Origin of the sequence: Candidatus Clostridium stratigraminis, from assembly GCF_045310675.1 — a bacterium.
GTDB lineage: Bacteria > Bacillota > Clostridia > Clostridiales > Clostridiaceae > Clostridium_AT > Clostridium_AT stratigraminis.
Window position 1 is genome coordinate 25,414 of the sequence record NZ_JBJHZZ010000001.1, and the last position, 25,106, is coordinate 50,519.

General features: G+C 32.0%; 28 protein-coding genes and 1 riboswitch. Of the genes, 25 read left to right on the forward strand and 3 right to left on the reverse strand.

Annotated features, from left to right (window positions below; genetic code table 11):
* Positions 1-17: 17 nt before the first annotated feature.
* The gene (locus ACJDUG_RS00120; RefSeq protein ID WP_406767846.1) at positions 18-890 is read right to left on the reverse strand and encodes a respiratory chain complex I subunit 1 family protein; all 873 of its coding nucleotides are present in this window, start codon (positions 888-890) and stop codon (positions 18-20) included.
* Complete coding sequence (locus ACJDUG_RS00125; RefSeq protein WP_406767847.1) at positions 890-2,806, reverse strand: NADH-quinone oxidoreductase subunit 5 family protein; 1,917 nt, start codon at positions 2,804-2,806, stop codon at positions 890-892. Before ACJDUG_RS00125 ends, ACJDUG_RS00120 begins: the two co-directional genes overlap by 1 nt.
* Before the next feature lie 232 nt (positions 2,807-3,038).
* Between ACJDUG_RS00125 and ACJDUG_RS00130 the strand changes: the two genes are divergently transcribed.
* The 5 genes from ACJDUG_RS00130 (at position 3,039) to ACJDUG_RS00150 (ending at position 6,145) form a co-directional block, all read left to right on the forward strand.
* Entirely contained in the window at positions 3,039-3,476 is a 438-nt protein-coding gene (locus ACJDUG_RS00130; protein ID WP_406767848.1) for a hypothetical protein, read from the forward strand.
* Positions 3,477-3,598: 122 nt separating this feature from the next.
* Positions 3,599-3,931 carry a hypothetical protein gene (locus ACJDUG_RS00135; RefSeq protein ID WP_406767849.1) on the forward strand — a complete coding sequence of 111 codons (333 nt, stop codon included), beginning with the start codon at positions 3,599-3,601 and terminating at the stop codon, positions 3,929-3,931.
* A 101-nt stretch (positions 3,932-4,032) separates the two neighbouring features.
* A complete protein-coding gene (locus ACJDUG_RS00140; RefSeq protein ID WP_406767850.1) occupies positions 4,033-4,380 on the forward strand; it encodes an LSm family protein in 348 nt (115 codons plus the stop codon).
* Positions 4,381-4,855: 475 nt separating this feature from the next.
* On the forward strand, positions 4,856-5,050 hold the full coding sequence (locus tag ACJDUG_RS00145) for an alpha/beta-type small acid-soluble spore protein (RefSeq protein WP_406767851.1): 195 nt from the start codon (positions 4,856-4,858) through the stop codon (positions 5,048-5,050).
* Between the two features lie 138 nt (positions 5,051-5,188).
* Positions 5,189-6,145, forward strand: coding sequence for a 2-hydroxyacid dehydrogenase (locus tag ACJDUG_RS00150; RefSeq protein WP_406767852.1), 957 nt, complete (start codon positions 5,189-5,191; stop codon positions 6,143-6,145).
* Positions 6,146-6,422: 277 nt separating this feature from the next.
* Here the strand turns inward: ACJDUG_RS00150 and ACJDUG_RS00155 are convergent, their stop codons facing one another.
* Positions 6,423-7,274 carry a YitT family protein gene (locus ACJDUG_RS00155; RefSeq protein WP_406767853.1) on the reverse strand — a complete coding sequence of 284 codons (852 nt, stop codon included), beginning with the start codon at positions 7,272-7,274 and terminating at the stop codon, positions 6,423-6,425.
* A gap of 266 nt (positions 7,275-7,540) precedes the next feature.
* On the opposite strand from ACJDUG_RS00155, the gene ACJDUG_RS00160 reads away from it, so the two are divergent.
* The 20 genes from ACJDUG_RS00160 to arsA all read left to right on the forward strand — a co-directional run bounded on the left by ACJDUG_RS00160 (position 7,541) and on the right by arsA (position 25,097).
* Positions 7,541-7,702, forward strand: a complete 162-nt coding sequence (locus tag ACJDUG_RS00160; protein ID WP_406763294.1) for a hypothetical protein — start codon at positions 7,541-7,543, stop codon at positions 7,700-7,702.
* Positions 7,703-7,719: 17 nt separating this feature from the next.
* Positions 7,720-7,974, forward strand: coding sequence for an SHOCT domain-containing protein (locus ACJDUG_RS00165; protein ID WP_406767854.1), 255 nt, complete (start codon positions 7,720-7,722; stop codon positions 7,972-7,974).
* A gap of 199 nt (positions 7,975-8,173) precedes the next feature.
* Positions 8,174-8,860 (forward strand): response regulator transcription factor, encoded by a 687-nt coding sequence (locus tag ACJDUG_RS00170; protein WP_406767855.1) that lies wholly within the window; start codon positions 8,174-8,176, stop codon positions 8,858-8,860.
* Positions 8,860-10,230: a sensor histidine kinase gene (locus tag ACJDUG_RS00175; protein ID WP_406767856.1), complete on the forward strand. Its 1,371-nt coding sequence runs from the start codon at positions 8,860-8,862 to the stop codon at positions 10,228-10,230. The genes ACJDUG_RS00170 and ACJDUG_RS00175 overlap by 1 nt, the downstream gene beginning before the upstream one ends.
* 150 nt (positions 10,231-10,380) lie before the next feature.
* Positions 10,381-10,566, forward strand: a complete 186-nt coding sequence (locus ACJDUG_RS00180) for a hypothetical protein (RefSeq protein WP_406767857.1) — start codon at positions 10,381-10,383, stop codon at positions 10,564-10,566.
* Between the two features lie 64 nt (positions 10,567-10,630).
* Entirely contained in the window at positions 10,631-11,092 is a 462-nt protein-coding gene (locus ACJDUG_RS00185) for a hypothetical protein (protein ID WP_406767858.1), read from the forward strand.
* Between the two features lie 106 nt (positions 11,093-11,198).
* Positions 11,199-11,465: a metal-sensing transcriptional repressor gene (locus ACJDUG_RS00190; RefSeq protein ID WP_406767859.1), complete on the forward strand. Its 267-nt coding sequence runs from the start codon at positions 11,199-11,201 to the stop codon at positions 11,463-11,465.
* 117 nt (positions 11,466-11,582) lie between these two features.
* On the forward strand, positions 11,583-14,039 hold the full coding sequence (locus ACJDUG_RS00195) for a heavy metal translocating P-type ATPase (protein WP_406767860.1): 2,457 nt from the start codon (positions 11,583-11,585) through the stop codon (positions 14,037-14,039).
* A 93-nt stretch (positions 14,040-14,132) separates the two neighbouring features.
* Entirely contained in the window at positions 14,133-14,348 is a 216-nt protein-coding gene (locus ACJDUG_RS00200) for a heavy-metal-associated domain-containing protein (protein WP_406767861.1), read from the forward strand.
* Positions 14,349-14,522: 174 nt separating this feature from the next.
* Positions 14,523-16,064 carry an N-acetylmuramoyl-L-alanine amidase gene (locus ACJDUG_RS00205; RefSeq protein WP_406767862.1) on the forward strand — a complete coding sequence of 514 codons (1,542 nt, stop codon included), beginning with the start codon at positions 14,523-14,525 and terminating at the stop codon, positions 16,062-16,064.
* A gap of 253 nt (positions 16,065-16,317) precedes the next feature.
* A complete protein-coding gene (locus ACJDUG_RS00210) occupies positions 16,318-16,560 on the forward strand; it encodes a CDGSH iron-sulfur domain-containing protein (RefSeq protein ID WP_406767863.1) in 243 nt (80 codons plus the stop codon).
* A gap of 155 nt (positions 16,561-16,715) precedes the next feature.
* Positions 16,716-16,806: riboswitch (yybP-ykoY riboswitch) on the forward strand.
* Positions 16,807-16,996: 190 nt separating this feature from the next.
* A complete protein-coding gene (locus ACJDUG_RS00215) occupies positions 16,997-17,704 on the forward strand; it encodes a TMEM165/GDT1 family protein (protein WP_406767864.1) in 708 nt (235 codons plus the stop codon).
* A gap of 29 nt (positions 17,705-17,733) precedes the next feature.
* Complete coding sequence (locus ACJDUG_RS00220) at positions 17,734-18,603, forward strand: cation diffusion facilitator family transporter (protein ID WP_406767865.1); 870 nt, start codon at positions 17,734-17,736, stop codon at positions 18,601-18,603.
* Positions 18,604-18,733: 130 nt separating this feature from the next.
* Complete coding sequence (locus ACJDUG_RS00225) at positions 18,734-20,467, forward strand: ABC transporter ATP-binding protein (protein WP_406767866.1); 1,734 nt, start codon at positions 18,734-18,736, stop codon at positions 20,465-20,467.
* 155 nt (positions 20,468-20,622) lie between these two features.
* Positions 20,623-21,063, forward strand: coding sequence for a MarR family winged helix-turn-helix transcriptional regulator (locus ACJDUG_RS00230; protein WP_406767867.1), 441 nt, complete (start codon positions 20,623-20,625; stop codon positions 21,061-21,063).
* A 17-nt stretch (positions 21,064-21,080) separates the two neighbouring features.
* On the forward strand, positions 21,081-21,896 hold the full coding sequence (gene arsM, locus ACJDUG_RS00235) for an arsenite methyltransferase (RefSeq protein ID WP_406767868.1): 816 nt from the start codon (positions 21,081-21,083) through the stop codon (positions 21,894-21,896).
* Between the two features lie 8 nt (positions 21,897-21,904).
* Complete coding sequence (locus ACJDUG_RS00240; RefSeq protein WP_406767869.1) at positions 21,905-22,408, forward strand: arsinothricin resistance N-acetyltransferase ArsN1 family A; 504 nt, start codon at positions 21,905-21,907, stop codon at positions 22,406-22,408.
* A gap of 225 nt (positions 22,409-22,633) precedes the next feature.
* Positions 22,634-22,957, forward strand: a complete 324-nt coding sequence (locus ACJDUG_RS00245) for an ArsR/SmtB family transcription factor (RefSeq protein WP_406767870.1) — start codon at positions 22,634-22,636, stop codon at positions 22,955-22,957.
* A 14-nt stretch (positions 22,958-22,971) separates the two neighbouring features.
* Entirely contained in the window at positions 22,972-23,325 is a 354-nt protein-coding gene (gene arsD / locus ACJDUG_RS00250; RefSeq protein ID WP_406767871.1) for an arsenite efflux transporter metallochaperone ArsD, read from the forward strand.
* A gap of 32 nt (positions 23,326-23,357) precedes the next feature.
* Positions 23,358-25,097, forward strand: coding sequence for an arsenical pump-driving ATPase (gene arsA, locus ACJDUG_RS00255; protein ID WP_406767872.1), 1,740 nt, complete (start codon positions 23,358-23,360; stop codon positions 25,095-25,097).
* Positions 25,098-25,106 lie beyond the last annotated feature (9 nt).

Here is a 25,106-nt window from a genome sequence, read left to right on the forward strand (position 1 = left end):
CTAAAACCTCACTTTCTTCAAATTAATTTCACATTGTTTAGATATAAAAATAGTATATTCACAATTGAGAGTCCAACAATTATTGTCCAAGTAACTTTTAGCATCCATTCCCAGGATAGTCTTGCTGTTATGTTATCTATTATGATTACAAAGAAAAAAGTAAATAATGATAATATTGTTCCCATAATAAAATTTTGTTTCCAAAATATAAACATAAGTCCTGAGAGAAATACATATTCATACCAGTGTGCAAATTCTATTATGCCCATTGTTGGGCCAGAAAAATCTGTAAACATTCCTTTGACTAATTCCTGATGTGCATGATGTGAACTTGAGAAATCAAAAGGAGATTTTTTAAACTTAATACTCATTATAAATAGCATTGATATAAATACAAGTGGTAAATAGAGTAGAAGTGGAGCATTTGCACCATTTAATTCAGAAATTTTAAAGGAACCAGTAAGCATATACATTCCAACTATATAAAATACTAATATTGGTTCATAAGCCAGCATAGAAATTGCTTCTCTAGCTGCACCAATCCTGCTGTAAGGAGAACCAGTACTCATAGCTGCTAGAATAAGAGCCACATTAGCAATGGTATAAACAAAGATAATCATAAGTAAGTCCATTTCTAAGAATAACATTATAAGACTTACTATAATAAAGATTAAATAAAATAGTATATAAAGGTTTTGATATTTGTTAACTACTAGATTTTCCTTAGACATAAGCTTTCTAAAATCATACCAGGGTTGACGAAGCTTTGGCCCTATTCTTCCCTGAAGCTTAGCTGTAAGCTTTCTGTCAACTCCAGCAAAGAAGCAGCCAATTACAGGTGCTGCAATTAAAACTAAAAGTATTCTAACAATTATTTCTGTAGTACTCATTATGACAGACCTCCTAGTATTACAATTAACATCAGTGCAATTGAAACTACAGCTCCAAGCTTTGTTATAAGCTTTTCGTCAAAAATTCTTGTTAAATAGTAGTTTCCGAATACGGCCTTTTCGTAAGATCCTGCAGGAGCCCTAAACATATCTGCATCATCTTTAACATTTTCACCGCACATGTATATATCGGTTTTTCTTGTATTTCCAATTAAGGTTCTGTGTATTAAGAAGGCGATTCCTATTACTACAGCTATTACAATAAATACAATATTATTATTGAAGCTTCCAGTCTGAGCTATTATATTTGCATTTTTGATTGTTAAAGCCTCTGATGCATTTGGCAATAAAGCTTTAAGCTCTGGAGAAACTAAATTATTATAAAGTGGAGCTACAAAAATACTTGATATTAAAACTAAACAGCTTAGTATCCAAAGGGGTATATATATATTGAAATTTGCACCATTTTTCTTTTCAAGGGAATTTACTGGTGAAGCAAGCAAAGTTCCCATCCATTTAATATAGTAAAGAGTAGTTAAGGCACTGCCAAGTATAATTAGAATTACTAAAAATGGATTTTGGGCAGTTGCTTCTATTGAAATTAGCTTTGTTATTAATACTCCAAAAGGAGGCAATATCATTGAAACAAGTCCAAAAGCTGTAATTATAGCAAGTACAGGTGCTTTTGAAATAAGGCCAGTCATATCTTCTACATCTCTGCTTCCGATGGTATGCTCAATTTGTCCTGTACATAAGAATAATAGAGCTTTAGAAACAGCGTGGAATACTGTTAAAATAATTGCTGCAGCTATAGCTAAACTGCTGCCCATACCAGCACTGCAGATTATAAGTCCTAGATTTGCTATAGTAGAATAAGCAAGTATTCTTTTTGCATTTCTTTGTGTAACTGCTATAGCTGAACATAATAGGAAGGAAATTCCTCCATATAATGCAATTGCAGTACCCAGCTTAGTGCCTGCATAGGAAGGAGCTAATTTAATTATTAAATATACTCCTGCTTTAACCATTGTACTTGAGTGAAGCAGTGCAGAAACAGGGGTCGGTGCAACCATAGCACCAAGCAGCCAGCTTTGAAATGGCATCTGAGCTGATTTTGCAAAGCCTGCAATACATAATAAGAAAACAGGAATTATATAAATACCAGAAAGCTGGCCTTTCTCAGCTATTCCAGATAAAGTCGAAATACCTAATTGATTTTGGAACAATATAATTCCTATTGAGAAACAGAGCCCGCCGATAATATTTAGAAATAATGCCCTAAAGCCGCTGTTATAGGCTTCTTCATCTCCATTATAGGAAATTAAAATAAATGAAGCTAATGTAGTTATTTCCCAGAAGAAGTAAACCCACCCTAAAGCATCACTAATAACTAATCCATTCATTGCAGCAAGAAAGATGCTTATTACGAAATAAAATAATCTTTGCTTGCTTTTCATATGTCTGTGATGTTCGTATTCAGTAATATATCCGTTTGCAAATACTAGAATTAATGTACCAATAATGTTAATTAGAAGTAACATTATTATTGAGAAACTATCCACATTTATAAGTACTTCATGATGTTTATCCATAAAAAATGTTGAATAAATAAATATAATTGATTGAAGGATTGTTAGTGTAAAAACGATTTTGCGATTATGTTTCTTAGATACCCAAAATATGAATGCTAAAATTAAAATTTCAAAGACAGTTACGATTCCTTCTAAGAAACTAAAAACTGAGCCTGTTATTTCCAGTTGAATTGGACCATGTATTGCTAAGGTTATTGAAGTAATGGCTCCAAAGGCAAGTAATACATATGAAAGTATTTTATAGAGTTTCTTATTTTCACTTAGTAAAAACAAGAAGGAAAACGCTAAAGGAACTAAAATTAGTGAAAAAATTAACGAATTCAAGATAATACCTCCCCATATAAATTAAATTTTTAAAAATTACAACTAATACAGCTATTTTTTTTAAATATAACAGCCTACTATCATTATATTATTTATTCTGAAAAAAAACAACATTAATAAGGGGTAAGAAATAATAAATAAACTAAGTAACATTTTTCCATAGGTGTCATATTATATATCAGAATCATAGAGTCAGATTAAATCATAAAAACAAGAAAGGAGGACACATAGGATGGCAAGTTTAAGCGGTTTTGCAGCTAATTTAGCTAGGCATATTGGACAAACAGTAACTATATTTACTACTAGCGGAGGAGAATCTGGAGAAGGATTTACAGGAGTTTTGATTTCAGTAAATTGTCGTTTTGTAAGACTTATTTCTCAGATAGGATCAGCACCAGGATGCGCATTAGGAAATTGCTGTGATGAAAGAAGAGAGAATACAGGTAATGTTAATAGAGGGTGTACTGAAGAAGATAATATTAGCGGTACAGGAAATCAAATTAACTTCTTAGGTGGAACTGGTAACGTAGAGAGCAGAATAGCAAATAGAGAAAATAGAGATACTGAGCGCAGAATAGATTGCACAGGAAGAACTTTAGGCGCAGTAGTAGATATTCCAATTGATAGAATAGCAGCTTTCGTGCATAATTCTGTAGGAAGCGGATGGTAGTGTTTTAAATAATAAAAATATAGACATCAGCAGCTGCTGGTGTCTTATCTATTTTATATATGAACCTTCATAAAATCAAAGCATACAATAAAATTATGAATAATTATAAGGGGAACGAGTACTTGTTTAGAAGGAACATAGTAATAGTGAATATAAATAGGAAAAAGAAATACTATAATTTTGACAATGAAAGTTTTAAAGAGAGCCTGCTAAAATTTATGGGTCAAACAATAACTATTTTTACTACAAGCGGCGGTATATCTGGACATGGATTTACTGGAGTACTGCTTATGGTAAGTTTGGATCAAATAAAACTTTTGACAAAAATACAGTCAGCTCCACAGATAACCTTTAAAGAGAGCTTTTCCCATGAGGAGGGAGATGAGACATCACTGGGGTCTGTAACAAATATTCCTATAAACAAAATAACAGCTTTTATTCATAATATAGTATAAAAATAATTTTTCATTTTGTAGCAAAATTACATGTTAAACATACTATGTATTAGGACAAAGGTCCTAATAAATTTTTATAATAAGAAAGGAGGAAACTTAAGATGCCTGATGGCTTTAGTGTAGTTGGAGATTTAGCAAGACACATTGGACAAACAGTAACAATTTTTACAACTAGTGGAGGAGAGTCTGGTGAAGGCTTTACTGGAGTTTTAGCATCAGTTAATAATGGCTTTGTAAGATTAATCACTCAAATAGGGCCAGCTCCTGGTTGCGCACTTGGAAATTGCTGTGATGAGAGGCGCTTTAGAAATAATGAAAATGACAGAGGTACATCTAGAGGAACTAACAGAATAGATTGCACTGGAAATAGAGGACTTGGCTCAATTATCGATATACCTGTAAATAGAATAGCAGCTTTCGTTCATAATGCAGTAGGAAGCGGTTGGTAAGATACTAAAGACTTATATATAAATCCCTATCTTTTGATAGGGATTTTCATTTTTTGTGATGCTAAAAAATCACCTAGAGCTAAAAATGAATTATACATGTTTATATGATTTCATTATTATATTATACAAAATATAAAAGACTGTATTTATAATTTAATATTTAACAATAATATTTTCATTAAATTTAATTAATATAAAAATTAACAATCTTTTTATATTAATCTATAATTTAGATTAAAATTTTATAATTTTTCAAAAAACTATAATAAAATTTATCAAATAGCCGAAAACAATGTAATTAATAGGAGGAATATGCTAAATTAAGTTATTCTCATTTAATGTGAAATAAAAACAAGTTACATAGTGTGGTTAGATGTGGTACTAATGCCAATAGTTTTATAGTGTAATAATTGTATTTCGGGCAATATTAATATTACAAACAAGAATTACATAAATAAAAAAGGAGGAAATGATTATGGCAAACGGAAGTAATAGAGTATTGGTACCACAGGCAAAGGATGGATTAAACAAGTTTAAAATGGAAGCTGCAAGAGAAGTAGGAACTAATTTAAAGGAAGGCTACAATGGAGATCTTACTTCAAGAGAAGCCGGTTCAGTAGGCGGACAAATGGTTAAGAAAATGGTTGAATCTTACGAAAAAAATTTATAAAAAATAATAATTAATAATAAGGTCTATCATCTGTATGGATGGTAGGCTTTATTTTTTTAAAATTCTCTGCATTGAATTATATTAATTAAAAGGCTATTATATTATTGTACATAATCATTAAATGAGGAGTTGACGTATATGAAAATAGTTATTCTTGAGCCTCTAGGAGTTTCTGAAGAAGAACTTAGAAATATTGCAAAACCAATGACGGACAAAGGACACGAACTTATAATACATAAAGACAAAAACTTAAATGTTGAAGTTTTAAAGGAAAGAGTAAAGGATGCTGAAGTAATAGTGCTTGCAAACATGCCTTTAAAAGGTGAAGTAATTTCCTCAGCAGAAAACCTTAAAATGATATCTATTGCATTTACCGGAGTAGATCACGTGGATCTTAAAACCTGCAGGGATAAAAACTTAATGGTCTGTAATGCGGCAGGCTACAGCACTTCTTCAGTAGCAGAATTAACCTTTGGATTAATATTATCAGTTCTTAGGAACATAGTTCCTCTTGATAAGGCTGCAAGAGAAGGGAAAACTAAGGATGGATTTAGTCAAAGGGATTTGGATGGGAAAACTATAGGCTTAGTAGGTACAGGAGCAATAGGAAGTAAGGTAGCTGAAATAGCTATTGCCTTTGGCTGCAAAGTTCTAGCCTATAACAGAAGCGAAAAGGATAACTTAAAAGCAAAAGGGGTTAAATACGTATCCTTAGATGAACTTCTACAAGAAAGTGATATCGTTTCTTTACATACTCCATTAAATGAGGCAACTAAGGGACTTATAAATGCGGAAAAGCTAGCACTTATGAAAAAGAACGCTATTATAATTAATACTGCAAGAGGTCCTATTGTGGATAATCATGCATTAGCAGAGGCCCTTAAAGAAGGAAGAATTGCAGGAGCTGGAATTGATGTGTTTGATATTGAACCACCACTTACAATTGATGATGCCTTGCTTAATGCACCTAACTGCACAGTAACACCGCATATAGGATTTGCAACAAAGGAAGCTATGGTAAGAAGAGCACATATTACCCTAGGTAATATAGAAAAGTGGCTTGAGGGCAAACCTCAAAATGCAGTGAAACTTTAATGAATAGAGCTAACTCGAATAAAAAATAATAATGTTAAATATGAAATTAGCGGAAATATCTAAAATATGTGGAATGAGCATATAGCGAGAACTAGAAGTTCTTTGTGAAAGAATAGCCACAAAGCCTTAGTGTTGTTCGTTTGTTTGAACGAATGTGAGTTTTACGAAAACACTTGGTTTTGTGGCTATTCTAAGCTTAGAACTTCTTTCACAGCGATCAGCTCATGTAACATATTTTATATATAGTAGCTTAGTTTCGTATTTTATAATACTTTTGTCAAATTGCTTTTTTAAAGCCTTTACCTTGTATTTCTGAGGTGTCTAGAATAGACATAAAGGCATAGGGGTCAGCATTTTCTACAATTTGCTTTGCTTTAGGTACCTGAGAGAGGGATACCACACTATAAACTAACTTCTTTTCAGCCTTTGTGTAGGTTCCAAGCCCATATAAGAGAGTCGAACTTCTGTGTAAGTCCAGATGTATCTTATCAATTATTTCTTTCTCCTTATCAGTAACAATAAGGAGCATTTTCTTTCTGTCTAGTCCTTTGATAACTTTATCCAGTACTGAAGATGCTATATACATAGAAATTAAGGTATAAAGTCCCTTCTCAACTCCGAAAAACGCTGAACCAATAGACACAATTAATATATTTATACCAAAAGATACATTTCCGATTTCAAGATTATATCTTCTTCTTAGTATCATGGAAATTATATCTGTTCCGCCTAAGGAGCCATGATTGCTAAATACAATACCAAATGCAATTCCATTTATAACACCACCGTAAATGCAGCTTAATAAAATGTCATTAGTATGATATACCATGGAAATATTTCTTGTAAGAATTAAAAATAATGACTGACAGATGGTTCCTGTTAAAGTCAATATAGTAAATTCTTTATCAAGTTCTTTTAAGCTTAATATAAGAAGTGGTATGTTGAGTAAAATAATTATAAGACCTGCAGGAATATAGAATAAATATTGAGTTATAAGTGCAATGCCTGAAACTCCTCCGCTTAAAAGCTTATGAGGTACTATAAACATGTTTATTGCAATTGAAGAGAAAAGACTAGCGCAGGCAATGTATAATGCTCTTTTTAAGGTTAGTACAGGATTAATTTTCAAAAAATCACCGCCTAAGTTTTATCGTAAATATGGCATCTAATGTTTTTAAAATGATTTGTTCATTAATCTACTTATTAATAATAAATGAAAAAAATAAAAATTACTACTTTATTTTCCTATAATATATATTTCTCCATTGGTTAAATTAATATTGAAGAAATTTTTAAAAAAGGAGGCCAAAGTCCTAAATGGACTTTGACGGATAGACTGTGGATGGCAATCCACAAGTTAGGCTACCCAGTGTTCCGAATAAAAGGAGGAAGGCGATGAATAATAATAAAGGTTTAAGAAAGACAAGGCCTAAATCTAATCCAGAGCTTAGACAAGTATATTTTCAAAACGGAGGCAATATAGGAATAGAAAATGGACATAAAATTGGAATGCATGAACCAGAAAAACATTCACTAGATGCAAATTCTGAGAAATAAAAAGGGTGAAAATAGATATGATGGGATATAGAACTGTATATGGATATGGTTATGGATATAATATGATGCCTTGGATAGGCTTTTTCTGCCTAATAGCTTTGGTTTTAATAATAATAATCGCCATGGTGGTATATAAAATAACATTAGGCAGAAAAGATAATACAAAAAATTATATTAGCAATAATGCTCTGGAAATATTGAAACAAAGATATGCAAAAGGCGAAATTGATGAAGAAGAATATAGAAAAATCCGAGATGCAATAGAAAAGTAAATTCAATTTTAATTAGAAGTTTGGAATATCAGGCCAGACTTCTTTTTTTATAAATATTAAGCAAGCACCATAAAAATATTATAATTAATCTTCATATTATCTTTAAAAGAAATTGTTATAATGAGTATAAGGCATGATACATTGAATTAATATATTTTAAAGATATTTTCATTAAGATCGAAATACGAGGTGTGTTATTATGTATAACATTTTAATAATAGAGGATGAAGAAAAGGTATCCGAGGTTTTAAAAGCATATTTAGAAAAGGAAGGTTATAAGGTATACTGCACTACAAAAGGCTTATCAGGAATTCAACTGTTTAAAAAATTGAATTTTAAACTAATAATTCTCGATTTAATGCTGCCTGATATAAGCGGAGAAAAAATATGTAAAATTATTAGAGAAACCTCAGATGTTTATATTTTTATGCTCACTGCAAAGGGAACCTTAAATGAAAAAATAGAGGGACTAAATATCGGTGCAGATGAATATTTAGTTAAACCCTTTAGTCCAAGGGAGTTAACGGCTAGAGTTAATGCATTATTTAGAAGATTATCTGAAGCTTACGAAAATACAAGCTTTATATTCAATGATGGAAGATTAACCATAGATTATGATAAAAGAATTGTAAAAGTTAATGAAGAGGAAGTTTTGCTTACCCCAAATGAATTTGATATATTATATACTCTAATAATAAATAAAGGGAAAGTATTATCACGAGAACAATTAATAAATAAAATATTTGGTGTTGACTTTGATGGTTATGATAGAACTATAGATGTACACATAAAAAATATACGCAAGAAAATAGAAGAAGATACAAAAAATCCAAAGTATGTTATAACAGTCATGAAAGTAGGTTACAAGTTTGGGGGTGAAGATTAGTGCAGACAATTAGAAAAAAATTAAGCTTCTTATTAGTTACCTGTTCAATTACGGCAATATTGTTAATTACGTTATTTGTTAACATTACTATAAACAATAAATTCAATCAGTATATGGTGGATACGCAAAATAATAGATATGAGAGTATTGTATATTATTTTCAAGAACTATATAAGAAAGAAGGAAAGTGGACTGAAAACTCAGGTATAGAGTTAATGCATGAGGCTTATATGGGTAATTATTGTTTAACTCTTCTTGATAAGAATGAGAAGTCTATATGGGGTATGAACCCAAATGATATTAAAAATAAACTAAATTTAAATACTATGCCGGTAAAAAATAATGGAATTTATAACTCTAAGAGATTTGAAATTAAGGTGAATAATAAAATAGTTGGGTATGTTGATATTGGACAATACTCATCAGTATTACTATCAGAAGATGATTTGAATTTTAAAAAATCCATAAATAATAGCATTATTGTAAGCGGAATTATAACCCTTCTCATTATTGTTGTTATAAGTCTTTATTTCTCAAGACAGTTTGCTAATCCAATTAAGGAAGTTGCTATTATGTCTGAGAGCCTATCGGAAGGAAACTTTAATACAAAATCAAGTGCAGAAAGTAACATTAAGGAAATAGAAAGTCTAAGAAAGAGTATTAATATTTTAGCAGAGAAACTGAAATATCAAGATATGCTTAGGAAGAGATTAGTATCTGATATATCACATGAAATAAGAACGCCCTTAAATGTTCTGCAAAACAACTTAGAAGCAATGATAGATGGACTTTTTCCAATTACTACAGAAAGATTATCTTACCTAAGTGAAGAAGTGATAAGATTTGGAAGGCTGCTTAATAATTTGAATGCTTTAAAGGAGTTCGAATCAGAAAGCATAAAGCTTAATTTTGAAGTTATTCCATTAGATGAATTAATTCAAGCAATTTACTTGGATTTTAATATGGCAGCAAAAAATAAAAATATTATACTTAACTATAATGTTCAGCCTAAAAAAGACTATTTAATAACAGGTGATAAAGATAAACTTAAGCAAGTGTTTATAAATCTTATATCCAATGCCATTAAATTCACTAAAAGTAATGGAGAAGTTTGCATAAACCTTTATGGCGATGATGAAGAGGCAATTGTGGAAGTAAAAGATAATGGTATTGGAATAAAGAAAGAAGATTTAGCTTTCATATTTGAAAGACTGTATAGGGGAGATAAAAGCAGGCATGAAATTGAAGGAAGCGGTATAGGGTTAACAATAGTTAAAAATATTCTGCAGCTTCATTCTGCTAAAATAGACGTAGAAAGCGAGGAAGGGAAAGGAACTACCTTTAAGATTTACTTTACTAAAAATAAATAATTATTTATAGAGGTTAATAAATCATTTGTACTTTGAATAATTATGATGAAATAAATATATTTTAAGCGGCTATTTCTTCATATAGTCTTCATATAATTTGATTATTATGTATTTGTAGAATATCAAAATACATAAAGGAGTTGTAATTATATGAATAAGACTAAGAAAATCGTTTCTTTACTTGTTTCTTCATTTTTAGTTCTATTCTTTGCAGGCTGCAGTAGGACAGTAACGGGAAACAAAGAAACAGATAATGGGCTTAATGCCTTTAATGCAATAGTAAAGGCCTACCCATCAAATAAAGGTTTTCATCAAGCTTCAGCACTGGGGATTTAAGATTTCAAGTGGAGAAAATTTTGAATGGACAAAGGACACATCAGCTAACAAGGCAGACTTTGCTATGGTGATGCTTGCAGATCCATTAATAAAAGCAGGTTTAGATATAAATAAACTTGATAAAAATAAATGGTTATATGAGCCAGCAGGCAAGGATGAAAATGGACAAGACTTACCAAATAGATTAATTAAACCATATAACGTAAGCGATAAAAAGGTAAGTTCTAACGGTTCAGAGGATGCGATGAGGAGAATTCTAAAGCAAGATCCAAGCCTAGTTAAGTATCATAATGAACAGCAGCATTATAGGCTAATTCTTGGTGATGGAAATGAAGTAGAGTGGACAGAAAAATTAGGACTTAACAATGCAGATATGGCATTTGTACTTAAAGCTGATCCATTAATAAAAGCGGGGCTAGATATAAATAAGCTTCAAGGTTCTGGCTGGAAATTCAAGCCTACTGGTAGGGATGATATGGGTGAAAATCCAGCTCAAATAATAAAGACATTTAAAATAAAGCAATAAAAATTAACATTAATTTTTTAGAAACCCCCTTGAAATTTATAAAATAAAGGATTATAGTATAGACATGAACCACCCCCGCATAGGGAGGGGGTATTGGAGGCAGGGTATGAACGAAGAACAAAAAAAGGCATTACAATCACTTAAGACCTCAAAAGGTCAAATTGAAGGAATAATAAAGATGCTAGAAGATGGTAGATACTGTGTTGATATATCTAATCAAATTATTGCAGCTCAAGCTCTTTTAAAAAAAGCAAATATGCTTATTTTAAAGCAGCATATGCATCATTGTGTAAAAGATGCATTTAAAAATGACAATGGTGATGAAAAAGTTGAAGAAATAATTGAACTTTTATCTAAGATTATTGATAAATAAGAGCACTGGAATACAGGAGGCAAAACAATTAATAATTGTTTTGTGCAAATAAGGAATTCAGGAGACGTGAAGATTAATAATCTTTGTGTGCAAATAAGGAATTCGGGAGGGTTATAAATGGCGACTAAGTCATTAAAAATAGAAGGAATGACCTGTGCAGCTTGTGCGAAGGCTGTAGAGAAAGCATCTAAGAAGCTCCAAGGAGTAACAGAGGCAAATGTTAACTTTGCCACAGAAAAGCTAAGTATAAATTTTGATGAGGCTGAAGTAGCTATTCCAGATATTCAAGCTGCTATTGAAAAAGCAGGCTACAAGGCTGTTGTTGAGGCAAATTGTAAAACCTTAAAAATAGAAGGAATGACCTGCGCTGCTTGTGCTAAAACAATAGAAAGGGTAACAAAAAAACTTGATGGAGTTATAGAATCTAATGTTAATTTTGCAACAGAAAAACTAAGTATTAGATTTGAACCTTCTAAGGTTAGAATGTCAGATATAAAAAAGGCTATAGAAAAGGCAGGGTATAAGGCTTTAGAAGAAGAAGTCAGTGTAGATGAAGATAAAGAGAAGAAAGAAAAGGAAATAAAATTACTTTGGAAGAAATTTATTATTTCATTAATATTTACAATACCTCTACTCACAATTTCAATGGGACACATGATAGGAGAAAAGCTTGGATTTAGTCTTCCAAACTTTATTGATCCTATGATAAATCCAAGGACCTTTGCATTAGTTCAACTAGCTTTAGTAATACCAGTTATGATTGCAGGTAACAGATTCTTTAGAGTGGGCTTTAAATCATTGCTTAGAAGAAGTCCTAATATGGATTCACTAATTGCAATGGGTACATCAGCAGCATTTTTATATGGAATATTTGCTATTGTTCAAATTTTTGAGGGAAACATTGACTATGCTTATGACTTATATTTTGAATCAGCAGGAGTTATTATCACCCTCATAACTTTAGGTAAATACTTAGAATCAGTGACTAAAGGTAAAACTTCTGAAGCTATTAAAAAGCTAATGGGACTTGCACCTAAAACAGCAATAATAATAAGAGATGGTAAAGAAACAGAAATTTCTATTGATGAAGTTGAAGTAGGAGATATAATCGTAGTTAAACCTGGAGAGAAGATGCCTGTAGATGGGGAAGTAGTAGAAGGCATTACTTCAGTTGATGAGTCTATGCTTACAGGTGAGAGTATTCCAGTTGAAAAAAATATTGGTGATAATATAATCGGAGCTAGTATAAATAAAAATGGGAACATTAAATATAAAGCAACTAAAGTTGGTAAGGATACAGCTCTTGCACAGATTATTAAATTAGTTGAAGATGCTCAAGGTTCTAAGGCTCCAATTGCTAAAATGGCTGATGTAATTTCAGGCTACTTTGTACCAGTTGTTATGTCAATAGCTGTAATTTCAGCGATCGCATGGTACATGTCGGGTGAAACAGGTGTATTTGCACTAACAATATTTATTTCAGTTCTTGTGATTGCTTGTCCCTGCGCATTAGGACTTGCAACACCAACAGCAATTATGGTTGGTACGGGTAAGGGCGCAGAATATGGAGTCTTGATTAAGAGTGGTGTTGCATTAGAAACAGCTCATAAGATAAAGACCATAGTATTTGATAAAACAGGTACTATAACAGAAGGCAAACCAAAGGTTACAGACGTTGTAACTACAAATGGCATAAATGAAAATGATTTGTTACAGCTAGCTGCATCTGCTGAAAAAGGCTCTGAACATCCACTGGGAGAGGCTATTGTTAAAGGTGCAGAAGAAAAAGGCTTAGAGTTTAAAAAGCTTGATTTCTTTAAAGCTTTACCTGGATATGGAATTGAAGTTAAAATAGACGATAAAAATATTTTACTTGGAAATAAAAAGCTTATGACTCATAGTAATATATCTTTAGAGGATTTAGAAGTAAATTCAGATAAGTTAGCAGGAGAAGGTAAAACTCCAATGTATGTAGCTATAAACAGCAAAATGGCAGGTATTATAGCTGTAGCAGATACAGTTAAAGAAAACAGTAAAAAAGCCATAGAAAAGCTTCATGAAATGGGTATCGAAGTTGCTATGATTACAGGAGATAACAAAAGAACTGCGGAAGCTATAGCAAAACAAGTTGGTATAGATAGAATTTTAGCTGAAGTTTTACCTCAGGATAAAGCTAGCGAAGTTAAAAAGCTGCAAGCAGAAAACAAGAAGGTTGCTATGGTGGGAGATGGTATTAATGACGCTCCAGCACTTGCACAGGCTGATATTGGTATTGCTATAGGTTCTGGAACAGACGTTGCTATGGAATCTGCTGATATTGTTCTTATGAGAAGTGATTTAATGGATGTTCCTACTGCAATACAATTAAGCAAAAAAACCATTACCAACATTAAGCAGAATTTATTCTGGGCCTTTGGCTATAATACATTAGGTATTCCAGTTGCCATGGGAGTACTGTACCTCTTTGGAGGACCACTATTAAATCCAATTATTGCTGCTGCAGCTATGAGCTTTAGCTCTGTATCTGTTCTATTAAATGCATTAAGGCTTAAAGGCTTTAAACCAGTTAGGTAAATATTTTAATATTTGAATATTTATATATATTATCAGAGGAACACCGAGTAGTCTAAAACTACTCAGTGTGACCACTAAAAGGAGGAAAATAAAATGAAAAAGAAAATATTAGTTGAAGGAATGAGCTGTGGACACTGCGTTAATCACGTTAAGGAAGCTTTAAGCGAACTTAAAGGTGTAACTAGTGTAGATGTAAACTTAGCATCTAAAACAGCAATACTTGAAGCTTCTTCAGATGTAAAGGATGAGGATATAAAGTTTGCAATAGATGATGCAGGATATGAAGTGGCAGGAATAGAAGTGCAATAGTCTTTAAAGAGTCTTGATAACTAGGTTTATCAAGGCTCTTTTTTTATGAAAAGAAAGTCTTGTAATATTTTAACATTAAAAAATGTGTATTTCTTCATAAAATATTAATAAATTTGTTGTATAATAACTAATAGTAGTAATTAAAGATAAAATAGCCAAGGAGGATGTAACTGGATGAAGAAAATGTTAAATATTGTCGTATTTGCTGCAGTAATATTACTATTAACAATATTTAATAGTAGTAAGGCATTTGCAATTGAAACGACAAGATATGGGGGGGCTGATAGATATGCAACTGCCCTGGAGGTATCAAGAAATAATTGGGGGAACTCAGATTATGTTATACTAGCTTCTGGTAAGGATTATCCTGATGCTCTATGTGCTACACCTCTAGCTAAAAAGTATAATGCACCCATACTTTTGACTCAGGGAGATACTTTAACCGCTGATATTAAGAGCGAATTTACCAGACTTTCAGTGAAGAACGTATACATAATAGGTGGAACTGGAGTTATATCACAAAATGTGGAGAATACTATTAAAGCTCTTGGAATAAAAGTCACTAGGTTAGGCGGCATAGATAGATATAAAACTTCTTTATTAGTTGCAAAGGAGCTTGCAAAGGAGCTTGGTGCCAGTACAAAGGTAGCCATAGCTTCTGGGGAAAACTTTCCAGATGCAGTTTCAGTAGCAGCACCAGCAGCACTTTCTAGTATGCCTATCTTGTTATCTAATAAGAGTACAATAGACAATGAAATTAAACAATTCATAACTTCAACTAGTAGAGATGTGGTATATGTAATAGGTGGAACTGGAGCAATTAGTGATACGGTACTAAAGCAGTTTTCTAACACAAAGAGATTAGCAGGTGCAGATAGAATTCAAACAAATTTGGCAGTTATTAATGAATTTTGGCCAGCTTTAGATCTAAGTAATGTAAATGTATTTGTTGCATCTGCACAGGTTTTTCCAGACGGATTAGCTGGATCAGCAGCAGCAGCCTTAACTGCTTCTCCAGTATTTTTATTGGACAACAGTAATTTAGCTCCTTCTATAAGCTTACTTACACCAAAGATAACTGAAAGTGCAAGCTTTAAAATTTTAGGTGGTACTGGTGCAATAAGCTTAAGTATTGAGCAGCGACTTAAAACATTAAAAAATAAGACAGTTGTTATTGATGCTGGACATGGAGGTCAGGATTCCGGTGCAGTAGGACCAACAAAGATTCTGGAAAAGAATGTAAATTTAGCTGTAGCTTTAAAATTAGGCGCACTGCTTCAGGCTCAAGGCATTAATGTTGTATATACAAGAGTTGATGACAATATTCCCTATATAACCGAAACTGATAATTTAAAAATAAGGACTGATATAGCCAATAATGCTAATGCTGACTTCTTTATAAGTATTCATTGTAATTCTGCAGACAGTAGTTCTGCTAATGGTAGTGAAGCTTGGTATTCTGCAGGTAAGCCTAGCGACAGCTCCTTAGCTAAAACATTGCTGGACAACCTAGTGGCAGCAAATGGTTTATATGAGAGGACTGTACAGGGCTCTAACCTTTACGTTGTGAAAAATACGAAAATGCCAGCAGTTCTTATGGAACTAGCATTTATAAATAATCCAACTGAAGAAAAGCTTTTAAATAGTCCAGATTTTCAAGCAAAGTGTGCAGCTGGGCTTGCTAATGGGATTATGAAAGTGTTAGGCTTAAGTTAATAAAAAGTAATCAAAAAACGTCCTAAAATTAGGACGTTTTTTATTTTGCAATGTAGGAAATATGGAAAAATACTATATTTAATATAACTAACTAATGTTCTAAGTATTTAAAATTATCCTTTAGATGTACTTATTAATAGTAGGAGACTACTTATCAAAACAAACATATAGAATAAAATCAAATTATTCACACAGAATAATATTGAATTTATCTTAAAGAAATTATTTAATAAAAAATGAAGGAGAGATGAAAATGGATAAAAAACCTGTAGCAGCACAAAAATCACCAATTCCTGTAGAGCTAAAAAATGGTGAAACTTATTACTGGTGTTCCTGTGGAAGAAGCGGAAAACAGCCTTTTTGTGATGGAACACACAAGGGTACTTCCTTTGAACCACTGGGATTTACGGTGGAAAAAGATGAAATAGCTTATCTATGTGCATGTAAATATACTAAAAATCCACCATATTGTGATGGAACTCATAAAAATCTATAAGAAATTGGTTCTATATTTTATCCATTTGATGCACTCTAATTTCTTAAAGAGTTTTATACAACTTCATCTAATCAAGGAAAAAAGCACCTTACTTTACATGGAAGATAATTGACAAAAGATGTATTTCAAATTATAATTATTTTATCAAATAAATAAATTTAGTTAAGAGGGAGTAACTGCCTTGTAAAAGGTGATAAAGTCAACATACTGACCTTAGGTCTGGCTTTATCGTAACTATTTTAGTTAAGTGAGACTTTTAGCACAATGTTCTATTGTGTTATAAGTCTTTTTTGATGTGGTTAAGTAAAACATCAAGAAAGACTTTTAACATGGTGTATTTACATTGTGTTGAAAGTCTTTATTTTTATAAATTTGAAATAAGGTTTATGGGAGGGTAGAGTTAATCAAAACTATTTATTTAATTGGAGGGTGAAGAATGTCAGTATTTATTAAAGCATTATTACTTGTTGTGGTTGCAGAGATGGGAGATAAAACCCAGCTTCTTGCTATGGCTATGGCAGGTAAATATAAAGCTAAACAAGTTCTTATGGGGGTATTATTAGCAACAATTTTGAATCATGCACTTGCAGTAGCTGTAGGAAGTTACTTAAGTTCCTTGGTACCAATGAATGTTGTAAAAATAATAGCAGCTGCAGCCTTCTTAGCCTTTGGACTTTGGACTATACGAGGGGATAAACTAGAGGATGAAGAAGATAAAAAATTAAAATTTGGACCAATTGTTACAGTTGCTATTGCGTTTTTCTTAGCTGAAATGGGGGATAAGACTCAGCTTATGACTGTAACTATAGCAGCGCAAAATAATCAGCCAATATTTATTTTAATGGGAACTACAGTAGGAATGCTTATTGCAGATAGCATTGGTATTCTTTGCGGGGTATGGATGTGCAAACATATACCGGAAATATACATAAAATGGGGAGCTGGAATTGTATTTATGTTCTTTGGAACAATAACATTATATAATTCTGTACCGGCATCATTATTAGGCCCAATATATATATTTCTTTATTTAGCTATTTTAGGAGTACTTATATATTTATTTGGAGTAAAATTTGCTTTCTTCGGTCAAGTGTGCGATGTAGCCTTGCCTAAAAAAGAGGCTACTGCAGAAAATGGCAACTAAAAAAGTTTATTAATCGAGGAGTGAGTAATATGGAAGAAAAGTATAATGGACTAAAGCTTGCAGAAAGAGGTGCACGTGTAAGCATTATAGCATATATTTCGTTATCTTTCTTAAAGCTTGGAATCGGATACTTATTTGGCTCAAAGGCCTTAACGGCTGATGGGCTTAACAATACAACAGACATAGTGGCTTCACTAGCTGTCTTAATTGGGCTTAAGATTTCGAGAAAACCAGCAGATGATGACCACCCTTATGGACATTTTAGGGCAGAGACAATTGCCTCGCTTATAGCATCCTTGATTATGATAGCCGTTGGATTAGATGTTTTATTTAATGCTGCCCATTCCATTATATACTTTAAAGCTCAAGCGCCAGATCTAATATCAGCAGCTGTGGCAGTATTTTGTGCAGCAATAATATATTGTGTTTATCGTTATAACAAAAAGATTGCTATTAAGATAAACAGCTCTGGCCTTATGGCTGCTTCTAAAGATAATCTTTCTGACGCCTGGGTTGGCATAGGTACAGCAGTAGGAATTGTGGCATCTCAATTCGGCTTACCTTGGATAGACCCATTAACAGCGGTAGTAGTTGGTATATTAATAGTGAAAACCGGCTTTGATATTTTTAAAGAAGCATCACATAATTTAACAGATGGATTTGAAAAAGAAGAACTAGATAATATAACTAATAGTATAAAGAGGGTTCCAGGCGTAAAAAAGGTTAAGGACATAAGAGCAAGAGTGCATGGTAATAATATTCTCCTAGATGCAATTGTAGCCGTTAGCGCAGAGATAACCGTAATTGAAGGACACAAGATAACAGAAAAGATTGAAGAAAATCTTAGAAAGGATTTGAATATAACCTATGTAATTGTTCATGTTGAGCCTGATATTTAATTTGTACTTAACTATTTTAGTAGGATATAATATGCATTGGAAAGATAAAGTAATTATTAACAATTACATTTTCTTGTTTATTGGTATATAATATAATTTGTGTTTTTGTATCAATAAGGGGGGATATTTAATGAAAACAATAAAGAAATTTATTAGCTATTATGGACCTTATAAGGGAATGTTTTTTATGGATATGTTTTGCGCCCTGATATTATCAGCCATTGACTTGGTGTTCCCTATTATAGTAAGGTTTCTTCTAAATGATGTTTATATTAAGGATAAGGCTACAATAATAAGATATGTTTCGATTATTGGTGCTGCACTGCTATTAATGTATGTGGTAAGATATTTTTGTCAATATTATATAACCTCCTGGGGACATATAATGGGAGCTAGAATGGAAGCAGATATGAGAAGTGATATTTTTAGTCACTTACAGAGGTTATCCTTTTCCTATTATGACAATACAAATACAGGAAAGCTTATGTCAAGAATAGTCACTGACCTTTTCGATATATCAGAGCTTGCCCATCATGGTCCTGAGGATGTATTTATATCTATATTAAAAATTGCAGGCTCCTTCATTATTCTTATGGGTATCAATGTTAAAATCACTGCAATATTATTTTTTATTACATTAGCAATGCTTTATTTTTCAGTAAGATATAATAAAAAGATGAAGGAAACCTTTAGAGAAAACAGAGAAAAAATAGCCATAGTAAATGCTCAGGTTCAGGATAGTTTATCTGGAATAAGAGTTGTGAAGTCTTTCTCAAATGAACATATTGAAAATAAAAAATTTCAAAAAGGAAATAATGAATTTTTAAGAAGTAAAGAAGATAATTATAGTCTTATGGGCAGATTTTTCAGTATGAACGGGTTCTTCCAAGGTATTTTATATCTTTCCGTTGTGTTATTTGGCGGTATTTTTATTAGCCTTGGAAGTGTACAAGTTTCAGACTTAGTTATTTATATACTATATATAAATATATTTTTAAGTCCTATAGATAAGCTGGTGAACTTCACAGAGCAATATCAAAGAGGATTATCAGGCTTTGAAAGATTTTTAGAGGTTATAAATACTTACCCTGACATTGTTGATAAAAAGGATGCAAAGGAGCTAATTAATCCGAAGGGAACTTTAGAATTTAAAAATGTTACCTTTAGCTATAATAATAAAAATACCATATTAAATGATATTAATTTAAAAATAGAGGCAGGAAAAACAGTAGCAATTGTTGGCCCATCCGGTAGCGGAAAAACAACCTTTTGCAGCATTATTCCTAGGTTTTATGAGATAGATGATGGAAATGTAACCATAGATGATATAGAAATAAAAGACATAAAATTAAGGTCTCTTAGAGGAAATATTGGTATAGTGCAGCAGGATGTTTATATGTTTGCGGGAACCATTAAGGAAAATATAGCCTATGGCAAACCTAATGCAAGTGATGAGGAAATTATTGAAGCTGCCAAGAGAGCCAATGCCCATGAATTTATTATGGGCCTTGAAGAAGGATATGATACCTATGTAGGAGAAAGAGGAGTTAAGCTTTCAGGGGGACAAAAGCAGAGAATATCTATTGCTAGAGTATTCTTAAAGAATCCACCAATACTAATATTGGATGAAGCAACCTCTGCACTTGATAACGAAAGTGAAAAGTTTATTCAACTTTCACTGGAGGAATTAGCAAAAAATAGAACTACAATAGTAATTGCCCATAGATTAAGTACTATAAGAAATGCAGATGAGATCTTTGTTTTAACTGAAGAAGGCATTAAGGAAAAAGGGACTCATGAAGAATTACTAGAAAAAGGCGGAATTTACGCAGAACTTTATAATATGCAGTTTGAAACAGTATAAAATTATATTTGAGTTTGCAGGTTTTGGTTTATTTATTCACCAACCTGCAGACTCTTTTTTATAACATTCTTAAAAGATTATTGTCGAAAATATTAGAAGAAAAATAGTTGTATAGTGCAACTGTTTTGTGTTACAATTAATTTAGAGGTGTTAATATGGATAGCAAAGAAAGTCACTATTTAAGAGAACTAATAAGAGTTCTTGTTAGAAACTTAGGAATATTAGAAGAAAGTGAAGCCACATGCTGCAGAACAACGGTATCTCAATGCCATGCTATTGTTGAAATAGGTAGAGCAAAAGATATATCTTTAAATGAACTGGCAGAATTATTGACCTTAGATAAAAGCACTATGAGCAGAACTATTAATAAATTAGTAGATTCAGGTTTGGCCCGTAGAGAGCTTGATAATGAAGACAGAAGGTATGTATCGATTAAATTAACTCATGAAGGAATTATAATATTTAATAATATTGAATACAGCATGGACCAGTATTATCAAAGTATTTTTACTCGCATACCAGAAGAAAAGAGAGAACAAGTATTAGAAAGTTTACAATTAATCATTAATGCAGCAAAACAAAATAAATGTTGTTAATGAAAGGGGCATAAGAAATGGAAAATAATATTAAAGATAAAGTTAAGGCTTATTATGGTGGAATTGCTAGAAAGGTAAGCAATAAATCAAAGATATCCTGTGATTGTGGAGCTGCTTGCTGTGGTGGTATTAATGATAATTCAAACATTTATACGAGAAAGTATTTAGAGGGTTTACCAGAGGATGCTGTAAATGCATCTTTAGGATGTGCTAATCCTGTTGCTTTAGCAGCATTTAAGAAAGGTGAGACGGTTTTAGATCTAGGCAGTGGTGGAGGAATTGATGCATTTATATCTTCTAAATATGTAGGTGAAGAAGGAAAAGTCTATGGCCTTGATATGACAGATGAAATGCTTAAATTAGCAAATAAAAATAAAGAAAAGATGGAAGTAAAGAATGTAGAATTTATAAAAGGCTATATTGAGGATATTCCACTTGAAAGTGAAACCATAGATGTTATTACTTCAAACTGTGTTATAAACCTTTGTGAAGATAAGGAGGTTGCATTAAAAGAAGCTTATAGAGTTTTAAAACAAGGAGGCAGAATTGCTATTGCAGATATTATTCAATTAAAAGAAGTCCCTGAAGATTTAAGACAAAACGCTGAAATGTGGGTAGGATGTATTTCGGGAGCATTGGATATTAAAGTATATGAAGATATACTAAAAAAGGTTGGTTTTAAGGAAGTAGAGATTACACCAGTAAATATTTATACTAAAGAAATTATCGAAGATATAGCAAAACAAAAAAACTTAGGTAAAGTATATAGTAAAATAGATGCTAAAAAACTAGATGGTGCGTATGCTGGAGCACATGTAAAAGCATATAAGTAGGTGGTTAAATGGAATTTAGGACAAGAAAAGCAAAAATTGAGGACATATCATTTATAACTAGAATTTATAATCAAGGTATTGAGGATAGGATTGCTACCTTAGAAACTAGATTAAGAGATATAGATGAGATGAAAGAATGGTTTCTTAGCAGAACTGAAAGATATAAGGTAGTTGTAATTGAAGATACTGAAGGAATAGTAAGAGGATGGGCTTCCATAAATATATTTAATTCAAGGTGCTGTTATAGTGGAGTCGGGGATATTTCAATCTATGTTGAAAGAACTATGAGAGGTAAGGGAATAGGAAGGCAGCTTCTAGATTTTCTATTAAAAATAGCTAAAGAGCAAGATTTTCATAAGCTGGTTTTAAGTACTTTTGAGTATAATGAAGTTGGTAAAAAGCTTTATAGATCTGCTGGGTTTAGAGAAGTTGGAACTTATGTAAATCAAGGAATTCTGGATGGTAAATTTGTTAATATTACTATCATGGAGAAACTTTTACAAGAAAATTAATTGATAATTTTACATTCAAATAGTGCAAATCTGATAAAGATCTGCACTATTTATTTTTAATTTAAATTGTTATAACAAATAGGCAATAGGAGCATACAATAAATTAATATAGAAGATAATTTATATAAAATTAAACAAGCTTTAACTTTTCAATAATTAAATTGACAGTATATAGATAGTCATTTATACTATATATAGACATTCATCTATATAGGAGGTGCCAAAATGAATATGAATTATGAAGAAAATTCAAAGCTTTTTAAAGCTTTATCTGATTCTAATAGATTGCAAATAATTGATATTCTATCCTGTGGAGAAAGATGTGCCTGCGAGATACTTGAAAAATTCAATTTTACTCAGCCAACACTTTCACATCATATGAAAGTGCTAATGGACTGCGGTTTAGTTAAGTGCAGGAAGGATGGATTATGGAGCCATTATTCACTTAATACAACTAATTGTAATAAGCTTATTATATTTCTTATGAATCTAATATCAGATACAGATGATTGTATCTGCAAGGGTAAATCTAAATGTGAATGTAAATAAGGAAGGTAAAGATTATGAAAAAAATGATTATTTTTGACCCAGCTATGTGCTGTTCTACTGGAGTTTGCGGACCGTCAGTAGATAAAGATCTTCTAAGAGTAGCTACTTTATTAAACAATCTTAAAAGCAATGGTATAGTTGTTGAAAGGCACAATCTTACAAGTAATCCGCAAATTTATGTTGACAATAAAGTAGTTAATAGAATGCTTCTTAAGGAAGGAGTAGAAGTTCTGCCAATTACTATGGTAGATGGTGAAATAGTTAAAATAAAAGCTTATCCTACAAATGAAGAATTCTGCAGCCTTCTTGAAATACCAGGAGATTATTTAAAGATTTCCATAAAAAAACCTTCTAAAGTCTGTGAATAAGGCGATGGATGCTGCTAGGAGGCGGAAATATTATGTTTAAGAATTTCAATATATCAGATATTAATTTAACTAAATATTTGTTCTTTACAGGAAAAGGCGGAGTTGGAAAGACTTCAACAGCTTGTGCAGTGGCTGTAACTTTAGCTGATGAAGGCAAAAAAATAATGCTTATAAGTACTGATCCTGCTTCTAATCTTCAGGATGTTTTTAACGCTAAACTTAACAATAAAGGTGTAGCAATAAAGGAAGTTCCTAATCTTGTAGTTGCTAACTTTGATCCTGAGGAAGCGGCAGCAGAATATAGAGAAGGTGTATTAGCACCATATAGAGGTAAACTGCCTGAGTCTGTAATAAAAAATATGGAAGAACAACTATCAGGGTCCTGTACTGTTGAAATAGCAGCCTTTAATGAATTTTCAGGATTTATAACTGATGAAAAAGCAGCTTTAGAGTTTGACCATATTATTTTTGATACTGCACCAACAGGGCATACTTTAAGAATGCTTCAACTTCCATCTGCCTGGAGCAATTTTATCAGTGAAAGCACTCATGGAGCATCATGTATAGGACAGCTTTCAGGGCTTGAGGATAAAAAAGATGTTTATAAAAACGCGGTTAAGACACTATCTGATGGAGAAAAAACAACACTTATACTTGTATCACGTCCGGAAACTTCACCATTAATAGAAGCAGAAAGAGCTTCTAAAGAGCTTCAGGATATAGGAGTTAAAAATCAGCTTTTAATAATTAATGGAGTGCTTAAGGAATCCGATGATAAGCTTTCTCATGCTATTTTTGAAAAACAACAAAAGTCATTAGAGGACATTCCGGTGGGTATTAAAGATATTGAAACCTTTGAAATACCTCTAAGACCTTACAACATAACTGGTCTTGAAAATGTAAGAGCGTTTTTAAAGAATAATAATATTAAATTAAATAAAGAAACACTAAACACTAATAATATTTCTAAACTAAATAATGTTATAGATGATTTATATAATAGTGGGAAAAAAGTTATATTTACTATGGGAAAAGGTGGAGTAGGTAAAACAACTATAGCTGCTGCAATTGCCTTAGGCCTCTCTAAAAAGGGTAAGAAGGTACATTTAACAACTACTGACCCGGCAGCACATTTAAAGTTTGTATTAGATGAAAGTTATGGCATTACATTAAGTAATATTGATGAAAAAAAGGAACTTGCAAAGTATCAAGAAGAAGTACTAAATAAAGCAAGAGAGACAATGGGTGAAGAGGATATCGCTTATGTAGAAGAAGATTTAAGGTCGCCCTGCACACAAGAAATTGCGGTATTCAGAGCTTTTGCAGAAATTGTGAAAAAGTCAGAAAATGAAATTGTAGTTATAGATACAGCACCAACTGGCCACACGTTATTACTCTTAGATTCAACACAAAGTTATAATAGAGAAATACAGCGATCACAAGGAGATATCCCAGAGTCTGTAAAAAAGCTTTTGCCTAAGCTTAGAAATGAAGAGGAGACAGAGGTTATTATTGTAACTTTAGCTGAAACAACTCCAGTCTATGAGGCTTTGAGACTGCAGAAGGATTTAACCAGGGCTGAAATTCACAGCAAATGGTGGGTTATAAATTCAAGCTTCTATGCAGCTAATACAGACAATGCTATATTACAGGTAAAAGCAAGTAATGAAGTACAGTGGATTAATAAGGTGAATGAGATATCTCACGGTAACTTTGCAGTTATAGAATGGCTTCAGGATGAAGTTAAAGGAGAAAAGCTAGAGAATTTATAATAGAGAATT